Consider the following 11,063-nt stretch of genomic DNA (forward strand, 5'->3'; position numbering starts at 1 on the left):
ATAAATGCCGAGGAGAATACACATGAGTGAGTTAAAACAACAAGTAGAAAAAAGAAGAACATTTGCAATTATTTCCCATCCGGATGCTGGGAAGACAACATTAACTGAAAAGTTTTTATTATATGGAGGAGCCATCCAACAAGCTGGTACTGTTAAAGGTAAAAAAAATAGTAAACACGCTACAAGTGACTGGATGGAAATTGAAAAACAAAGAGGAATTTCTGTTACTTCATCAGTATTACAATTTAATTATCAAGGTTTCTGTATTAATATCTTAGATACCCCAGGACATCAAGATTTCTCAGAAGATACTTATCGTACTTTAATGGCTGCTGATTGTGCAGTGATGGTTATAGATGCTAGTAAAGGGGTCGAAGAACAAACACGAAAATTATTTAAAGTATGTACGATGAGACATATTCCTATTTTTACTTTTATTAATAAGATGGATCGTGAAGCAAGAGATCCTTATCAACTAATGGAGGATATTGAACAAGAATTAGGAATTGAGACTTGTCCGGTAAACTGGCCAATTGGTTCAGGAAAACGTTTTGCTGGGGTTTATGAAAGAAATGATAAACAGGTGATTCGTTTTATTCCTGTTGATGGTGGAAAAAAAGAAGTAGATCCAGAAGTTTTAGATTATCATGATGAAAAGTTAAAAGAAATTCTTGAAGATGAATTATATGACAAACTACAAGAAGATATAGAATTATTAGATATGGCAGGAAATGCTTTTGATTTAGATAAAGTAAGAGCCGGTCAATTATCGCCTGTGTGCTTTGGTTCAGCATTAACGAACTTTGGAATTGAACCATTCTTAAAACATTTCTTAGCGATGACTTTACCACCACAACCAAGAAAAGCACAGGATTTAGTCATTGATCCATGTGATGAAAATTTCAGTGCTTTCGTATTTAAAATTCAAGCTAATATGAATTCTAGACATCGTGACCGTATGGCATTCTTTAGAATTTGTTCAGGTAAATTTGAAAAAGGAATGGAAGTCTATCATTATCAAGGAAAAAGAAAGATTAAACTAAACCAATCTAAACAATTGATGGCAGATGAACGTAGTGAAGTCACAGAAGCTTATGCAGGAGATGTTATCGGGGTCTTTGATCCAGGTATTTTCTCTATTGGTGATACAATTACTACAGGTAAAAAACATTTTGCTTTTGAAGGTATTCCTACCTTTGCTCCTGAACATTTCTCATTAATTAGAAATAAAGATACAATGAAAAGAAAACAATTTGTTAAAGGAGTTGAACAAATTGCTAAAGAAGGAGCTATTCAAATTTTTACTGAATTGGGTGGCGGAATGGAAGAAATCATTGTAGGTGTTGTTGGTGTTTTACAATTTGAAGTATTAGAACATCGTTTAAACACTGAATATAATGTAGAAATCATTAAATCACCATTACCATATCGTTATGTACGTTGGGTTAATCAAGGTGTTGATTTAAAATCATTAAATTTATCATCAGATACACGTATTGTTCAAGATTTAAAAGGGCAACCATTATTGTTATTTACTAATGATTGGGGTGTTCGTTGGGCAAGTGATAAAAATAAAGATATTGAGTTATTAGAGTTCTCTAAAAATTAGTCAAGGTTTAACCTTGACTTTTTTTGTTTTTAAGGAAAGGATGAAGATCAGCATAAATTAAATGAAATACCATTGTATGCTATGATAAATATGTTATAGAGGGAAAAGAGGGTAAATGTAAAAAAAAAGAAAATATTTGTGTTTTGGGATTGTTATTGCCATGCTGTTTACTATTACGGGGTGTCAATCATCTAATAAAAGTGAATTAGATGCAAGTCATCCTACTCATATAACAGTGTGGCATTATTATAATGGGGGCACAGTTAGATAGTTTTAATCATTTAGTTGATAAGTTTAATAATACAGTTGGAAAAGAAAAGGGTGTTGTTGTAGAAGCTTCAAGTCAAGGAACTGTTAATGATTTAGAAAATCATATTTTAGATTCTATTCATGGTAAAGTTGGTGCTGAAAAGATGCCTAATATTTTTGCGGCTTATGCAGATACGGCTTATAAAGTGGATCAAATGGGCTATGTTCAAAACTTGAATGCTTACTTTACTAAAGAAGAACGTAAGCAATACATTGATAGTTATATTGATGAAGGGGTATTTAAAGGTCAATTAAAGATATTCCCAGTTGCTAAATCAACTGAAGTTATTATGTTAAATAAAACAGATTGGGATAAGTTTAGCCAAGCATGTCATGTAAGTACAAGTACATTATCTACATACGAGGGACTTGTTAAAATAGCTAAACAATATTATGATTGGACAGATTCACTTACTCCTGAGGCAAATGATGGTAAAGCTTTATTTGACCGTGATGCTATGGCTAATTATTTTATTGTTGGTTTAAAACAACATGGTATTGATGTCTTTAGTGTTGATAAAAAGGGAAAAGTGAAATTAAATTTTGATAAAAAAGTTGTGCGTAAATTATGGGATAATTATTATGTTCCTTACATTAAAGGCTATTTTACATCATCAGGTAGATTCCGTAGTGATGATATTAAAACAGGAAATGTGCTTTGTTATATAGGGTCAAGTTCTTCAGCAACATATTTTCCTAAAACAGTCTATGATGATAATGAATCAAGTCATGATATTACCAGTACTGTTTTACCAGCACCAACTTTTAAGGGACAAAAGAAAGTAGCTGTTCAACAAGGGGCAGGAATGGTTGTTACAAAAGCTAAAAAGAAAAAAATAGAAGCTTGCAAAGAATTTTTAAAATGGTTTACTCAAGATAAACAAAATATTGATTTTTCAATTTCTAGTGGTTATCTTCCAGTAACAAAAAGTGGTAATAAGATTAAAAAGGTGAGAAAATATACTTCTAAAAAAAATGCTGGTGATGTAGTAGAGGTAGCTGTAAAAACAGTTAATACTTCAAAAATGTATACATCAAAAGCTTTTAAAAATGGAACAAGTGCAAGAAAAGTTTTAGAGTATTCATTACAGGATAAAGCATCTGCAGATTGCCAAAATGTTGTTAAATATTTAGATGAAGGTATAGATTATCAAACTGTAATTGATATGTTTGATAATGATGAAAACTTTAACGATTGGTATAATGAAACATATCAAAAATTACAATCTTTAGTTAAATAATCGAGATTATTTATGAAAAAGACAATGAAGAAAAAGCGTATTTTAAAATATATACTTGTTCCGGTAGTTTTATTATTATTTTTAGAAGCAATAATATTTGGTGGAGTTATTATTAATGGTAGTGTTATTCAACATTTAAAACAATATCCAAAAGAAATATTACATGGTCGTTTAATAAATCGGGAGTCTTATTTTGAAAATGAGATGATTAATAGCTGGACTCAGTTAGATAAATTGGTGAATGGGATTAATCAAAAAGCAGATGAATTAACAGCTGATGGCAGTATAGATTTACAACATATTGATGAAAACAATCAACAATCAATGCAGTTTTTAAATAGTATTAGTGATGAAATGATAGATCAACTTAGATTATTAAAAACAACAGGTGTTTATGTTGCTTTTAATAATCAAGAAATAAAACAAAATAAGCAAAATAAACCTTGTTTATATATTCGAGATTTAGATCCTTTATCTAAATCGAGTGCGAATAATCAAGATTTATTCATTGTAAGGGGACCAAGAGAAACAGTTAAAAAGCTTAATATTTCTACTGATTCTTCTTGGAAACCGCAATTAGATGTATCTAAAAAAGATGATTTTATTTATAAACCGTTTCAAGAAGCTTTACATAATCAAAAGAACTATACTACAAAAGATTTAGGATATTGGAGTCGCAGTTATCAACTCAAAGATGATCGCCATCAATCTATTTCTTATTCCATTCCTTTAGTCAGTCATACAGGAATATTATATGGAGTAGTAGGGATAGAACTTACTCATGAATATTTAAGTAAATTATTACCAAATAACGATATTTCTGAGTATACATCTAATTACTGTCTAGCTATAAAAAAATCAGGAAGTCAGAGTTATCAAAAAGTTTATTCAAGTTTAGATGGATTAAATAAAAATTTTGCTTTAAATAAAGATAACAATGATTTTTATTTAAAAGATAGTTCACAAAAAACATATGCTACTTACACATCTATATCAACTTATAGTAGTAACACACCTTTTGAAAAAGATCATTGGGTGCTAATGGTTTTTGTTGATAATCAAGATTTATTAAGTTTTGCTAATAGTATTCATGAATTATTAATTAAGGCTATATCTTTATTGTTAATTGTTGGAATTATCGGAAGTGTTATTATTGCTTATCGTCTTTCAAAACCAATTACAACATTATCTCAAGATTTAATGAATAATAAAAAGAATAAACATTTATCACAAACTGGTATTAGTGAAATTGATCAGTTGGTTGACACAATTCAAGAGATGAATGAAAATGTGGCTGAATATGCACAACGTTTTAATAAAGTTATTGAGTTATCTAGAATTAAATTAGGAATATTTGAAATTGATGATAATAAAAATATTTTCTTTTTAAGTGATAATTTTATGAGTATGATAGGTCAAGGTACAAAGAAGGTAGAAGATGTCGATACTTTTAAAAGTATTATGAACGATTTAAATAGATATCTTGTAAGAAAAGAAAATAAAAAATATATTTATGAGATACCTAATAATAAAAAGCATATCTATATTGAACTTAATGAAAATGAGATTGAAAATGGACATGTTATGGGTCTCATTGAAGATATTACTGAACGTACTTTAGAAAAGAAATATATTGAATTTGAAAGAGATCATGATTATTTAACGGGATTATATAATCGTAGGGCATTTAATTATCATATAGAGCAATTATTCCAAAATCATAGTCAAATGAAAAATGCAGCCTTTATTATGATTGATTTAGATAACTTAAAGTTATTAAATGATCAATTTGGTCACAATAGTGGAGATCAATATCTTTTAAAAGTATCAAAAGTTCTTGCAAAATTTAATGATCAACATACTTTTGTTTCAAGGATGGCAGGAGATGAGTTTAATATGTTTATGTATGGCTATGATGACGAAGCAGAAATTGAAAAAAGAATTGAAGAAATAAAGAATAGTTTATTTATTTCATTTATATTGTTAGAAAATAATGAAAAGTTTTATGTACGTGCTTCTGCAGGCGTATCATGGTATCCTCGTGATAGCCAATCTCTTGAACAATTACGTAGTTATGCTGATTATGCAATGTATAAAATTAAAAAATCAACAAAATGTGGATTCGCTAATTTTGATTTGCAAAGTTATAAAACAGATGAATATAAACAACGCAAGGTTGATGAATTAGCAATGATTATTGATAGAAAACAAGTTATGTATTATTATCAACCAATTGTAAGAGTAAGTGATGGGCATATTATTGGTTATGAAGCGCTTATGAGGTCAATGACGCCAACTCTTAATAATCCTGAAGAAATCTTATCATTAGCTAATCAATTAAATTGTTTAGATAAAATTGAAGTATTGACAATGTTTCATGCAATGAAAGATTTTATTGAAAATATAAAACAAGGCTATATTGCATCTGATAGTTTAGTGTTTATTAATTCTATTCCATCTCAAATCATGTCAAAAAAACAATTAGATGAATTTGAAGAATAATATCAAGACTATTTATCTCATATTGTTGTAGAAGTGACAGAAAATGAACAAATAAATCAAGAGTTTCAAACCACTAAGATAAGTTATCTTAATAAATGGCATGGATAAGTAGCTATTGACGATTATGGAACAGGCTATAATAGTGGAAAAGTATTACTTAATCTTAAGTCTCATTATCTAAAGATAGATAAAGAAATTGTAAGACAAATATATTTGGATGAAAGTAAACAAAAGATGGTTCAAAGCATTGTTACTTATGGACATCAACAAAATATTCAAATTATAGCAGAAGGTGTCGAAACCCTTGAAGAAATGAAAACCTTGGTGGAATTAGATGTGGATTTATTACAAGGATATTTATTGGGTAAACCACAAAAATCACCAGCTAGAATAAGTGATGATGTGTTGTCTCAATTATTATCTTTAAAAAGTGACAAAAAATAAAACAAATGAATAATTTAAAGAAAGAAGTCTCTGTAAATAGAGACTTCTTTTTGCATTTCGCACCCTAAAAACGACATTTCACACCCATTACAAAAAATAAGTATGATAGATAGTAAAATAAGAGTGTAATCAGTTTTATGTTTATCAAATAACTTAACTATAGAGAAAAGAAGAGGGAAAGGGAAATGAAAATATATAAAAAGATAATAGCAAGTATACTTACATTGATGATGATTTTTACACAAGTATCGGTAAGTGTATTTGCGACGGAATTAGAAGTACCAGATACTGATAAAGCAAGTAATACTGAAAAAGATTCACAAAAAGATAATAATTATTATGATTTTAATACATACAATTTAAATGTTGAAAGTGAACAAACATTTACAGTAACGGTATCAGAGGAACAAAATCAGTATTATAATTTAAAAATTGATAAAAATGTTGTTAAATCTGGTGAATCATGTACTCTAACGTTTACAAAGTCGACATATGCAGGAGGTCTATACTTTATCATTAAAGTTAATGATGAAATGATAAATTTAGATGATAAAGGTCAATATACAATTAATAACATTCAAGAAAATAAAATAATTACAGTTGAGAAATTTAAAGACCAAATATCGCCAAGTGTTAAAATTAAGATAGGTGAAAATGAATGGTCCCGGTTTAAATATGTAATTTCGTATGGGAAATACTTTTTTAGTAAAACACAAACAGCTGTAATTACAGCTACAGATGGAGAAAGTGGCATCGATAAATGTTATTATGCTATTGATGATTCGGGTAATGATGTTAATAACCCAACTGAGACAATGTCTCAATTAGATAAAAGAGTGGATTGGATAGAAGGAACTTCTATTTTTTTAAGTAACTATGAACATTGTATTATTTATGTTAAAGTTGTAGATAAAGCTGGAAATACTACATATATTGCAACAGACGGTCTAACACTTGATTCAACAGCACCACAAATTATGGGTGTAGAAAGTAATAAAACGTATACAAAGTCTAAATCATTTACGGTTATTGAGGATAATTTAGCAACTGTAAAAGTAAATGGGCAATTAATTGAACCTAATGATGGTAGTTATACGTTAATTCCTAAAGAAGGAACATATACAATTGAGGCAACTGATAAAGCAGATAATAAAGCAACGTTAGATAATATAACTGTTAATTGGGAAGAAGTAAAAATACCAACAATAGAAAGTAAGCTTTATACAGGAAAGCAATTAACTGCAGATATTCCAGATAGTAGTTTATACAAAGTTGTAAAAAATGATGGTGGTATTGATGTAGGTAAATATGAGGTTCAATTAACATTGAAAGATCCTACAAATTATAGATGGGAAGATGGTCATGCTACTGTAACAAAAATATTTGAAATTGTTAAAGCTCATAGAGAAGCACCAACATCTGTGACTGCCACAGGAACAACATATAAAGGTGGAACAGATGGTAAATTAAATGATGTTGATGCATCAATGGAATATAGAAAAGATGGTGAAACTGAATGGCATGATATTACAGGTAATACTGTAGAAGGATTATCTACTGGTAAGTATTATGTAAGATACAAAGATAGCAAAAATTATTATACTTCACCTGAAAAAGAAGTGTATGTCGCTAATGGACAAGAAATTAAGGTACATATTCCAGCTAGCCAAGTTGGTTATACTTTAAGTGTTGATCATACAGTTGTTGATTATAATGAATCAAGTACTTTAACATTTAAATTAAATAAAGGCTATTCAAAAACGAAAGATTTCGCTGTTAAGGTAAATGGAAAAACTGTTCAATTAGATAACAAGAATCAATATAAAATTGAAAATATTCAAAAAGATACAAATATTACAGTTGAAGGAGTAGCTGATATTACAGCTCCTGATACAGAAATAAAGGTATCAAATAATACATGGAAAAGTATTTTAAATAAAATTACGTTTGGTTTATTCTTTAAAGAAACACAAAAAGCTGAAATTACAGCTAGGGATGAAGGTAGTGGAGTCAATAAATATTATTACTATGTTGATAAATCAGGTAGTAAAACACCTCTAACAGAAGAACAATTACAAGCAGCTTCTTGGAAAGAAGGAGAATTTGTTTCATTTGGTGAAGATAGCCATTATGTTATTTATGCCAAGGTAACAGATAAAGCAGGAAATATTAAATATGTTTCAACAGATGGTATCGTTATTGATACGATTGCACCACAAGTATCAGGTGTAGAAAGTAATAAAACATATACGAAAACACAAACCTTTACAGTAACTGATAAGAATCTAGATACTGTAAAAGTAGATGGGCAACCAGTTGAATTTACTAATGGTAGTTATACGTTAGTTCCTAAACAAGGATTCTATACCATCGAAGTAACTGATAAATCAGGAAATAAAACAACATTAAAGAATATTACAGTTAACTGGGAAAAAGTAAAAAAACCAACATTAGAAAGCAAAGTATATACAGGAAAACAATTAACTGCGAATATTTCAAATAGTGATTTATATATAGCTACAGAAAATGATGGAGGTATTGATGTAGGTGAATACGATGTTCAATTAACATTGAAAGATCCTACAAATTATAGATGGGAAGATGGTCATGTTTCTACAACATTAAAATTCAATATTATTCAAGCAACACCAGTTCTTACAAAACCAACAACAAAGACATTAACATATAATGGAACTGAACAAGAATTAGTAAATGAAGCATCTACTAATGGAGGAACAGTAAAATATTCTATAGATAATAAGAATTGGTCAATAGCTATTCCAACAGGAAAAGATGCCAAAGAATATACAGTTTACTATAAAGTAGAAGGAAACAAAAATTTTAAAGATGTAGATGTACAGGAAATTACAAATAAAATCAATCCTAGAATAATTGATTTACAATGGAACAATAAATTAACTTACAATGGTAAAGAACAATTACCAGAAGTTACAGTAAGTAATTTAGTAAGTGGTGATAACTGCAAAATTACTGTTGAGGGAGATAAACATAAAAATGTAGGTACTTATGAAGCGATAGCTACAAATGCAGATAATTCAAATTATAAGTTACCTGAAAGTGCAACAACAAGTTATACAATTTCTAAAAAACAATTATCTGTTGAAGGACTAGAAGCTATAAATAGAAAATATAACGAAAAGAACGAGATTACATTACAAGGTGGAAAACTTGTAGGTATTTTTGAAAAAGATAAAGTATCTATTGATATGCCAAAAATTGGAACAGTAGAGAGTTCAAAAGCAGGGGAAAATAAAGCAGTAAGTTACACTAAATCCACTTTAAGTGGTGATGATAAAGATAACTATGAATTATTAGAAACTGCATGGCCAATGTTAACGGTGACAATTAGTAAAACAGATCAATCAGATACAAGAATTACAACAACAGATAATGAATTGAATAAAGAATATGATGGATATGAAATTGTAGATGTAAAATCAACATCTAACAATACAACCACTCCTGTTGTTGAATATTCGTTAAAAGGAAAGAATGAATATACTACAATAAAACCAAAAGATGCAGGAGAATATACAGTAAGAGTAATATATCCTGCAGATGATAATTATGAAAAATCATCAGTAACAAAAGACTTTACAATTAAAAAAATGAAAATAAGAGTTTCAGCAATCGATTTATCAAAAACATATGGAGAAAAAGGCTATGAGTTGATGTTTAGTTTTGATAGACTTGCAAGGGATGATAGATTAACTGGAATCATTCTTACAAGAGAAGAAGGAGAAGATGTAGGAACATACAAGATTAAAGTAAGCCAAAAAGAAGGATCAAATCTAAACTATGACATTACCTTTAAAGATGGAACCTATACAATCAAACCATTATCAATAGATAATGGAACAGTTGTACTAGGTAAAGTCTTAAAATATACAGGAGAAAAACAAACACAAGAAGTAGAACAAGTTTTAGTTAATGGAAAAGTATTAAGCAAAGATGATTATGAAGTATTAAATAATCAAGCAACTAAAGAAGGAAAACATGTTCTTACGATTAAGGCAAAAGGCAATAACCATATAGGCTTAATTGAATATAGTTATGTCATTTTACCAAAAGAAAATGATAAGATAGGAACAGGCTCATTTACTGTTAAAACAACAGGAAATGTAGAAATCAAGAGAGATGATCTAATTGATCTACTTATTGAAAATAAAGAAATAACAGCCAATGAACTAAGTGAAGTAGCAGAAGGAAAGAAAGTAGAAATTGCATTAAATGTGAAAGAATCACAAGCAAGTGAACTTATTGAAAAAAATACAAAAGGATATAAAGTAGGGAAATACTTAGATATTACATTATATAAAAATATTGATGGAACAAATGAAAGTATTCATGAACTTACAAAAGGCATGAAATTAACAATCAAGATTCCAGAAGAACTGATCAATAAAGATAAAAATGTTCAAAGAGAATACTTTGTAGCAAGAAGTCATAATGGAAAAGTAGATATCTTAGAAGCAAAATATGATGAAAAGACAAATAGTATAACATTTGAAACAGATAAGTTTAGTGATTATGCAATTCTATATAAAGATACAAAAGTAGAAGGACTCATAAATATTGATTCATCAGATAAACAAGAAACAATTGAAAAGAAAAAAGAAACGAAGAAAGTTCAAACTGGTGATAATACTAATGGTATGATGTTTATAAGTTTATTTGGTATAAGTTTGTTAGGAATTTATTACTTGATAACGAAGAAATATATTCATTAAAAATAACATATTTCAAAATTATTAAAAATCTAGGTAACTAAATTCTTTGTAAAGGGATAACTTTAAGACTTTTAGAAAATTATATTGAAAGTGGGTAGTCCTAAAGATCAATAAACAGTCTACTTAAAAGGAACAATCAATTATAGATTGTTCCTTCAGATTGTTGACAAACCTATACCTTTACATAAAGATATAGGTTTTTTATAT

At 28.7% G+C, this 11,063-nt stretch carries 3 protein-coding genes and 1 pseudogene; all 4 read left to right on the forward strand.

The features are described 5' to 3' along the window. The first annotated feature begins 22 nt into the window (after positions 1-22). The 4 genes and pseudogenes from DW911_RS06350 to DW911_RS06370 all read left to right on the forward strand — a co-directional run bounded on the left by DW911_RS06350 (position 23) and on the right by DW911_RS06370 (position 10,856). Positions 23-1,609, forward strand: a complete 1,587-nt coding sequence (locus DW911_RS06350; RefSeq protein WP_118607612.1) for a peptide chain release factor 3 — start codon at positions 23-25, stop codon at positions 1,607-1,609. Positions 1,610-1,860: 251 nt separating this feature from the next. Further along, complete coding sequence (locus DW911_RS06355; RefSeq protein WP_233541857.1) at positions 1,861-3,159, forward strand: extracellular solute-binding protein; 1,299 nt, start codon at positions 1,861-1,863, stop codon at positions 3,157-3,159. Between the two features lie 354 nt (positions 3,160-3,513). Next, a pseudogene (locus DW911_RS11340) lies at positions 3,514-6,105 on the forward strand (EAL domain-containing protein). 185 nt (positions 6,106-6,290) lie between these two features. Next, positions 6,291-10,856, forward strand: coding sequence for an MBG domain-containing protein (locus DW911_RS06370; RefSeq protein ID WP_118607614.1), 4,566 nt, complete (start codon positions 6,291-6,293; stop codon positions 10,854-10,856). Positions 10,857-11,063: the final 207 nt, after the last annotated feature.

It is taken from the genome of Erysipelatoclostridium sp. AM42-17 (genome assembly GCF_003480255.1).
Lineage (GTDB): Bacteria > Bacillota_I > Bacilli_A > Erysipelotrichales > Coprobacillaceae > Faecalibacillus.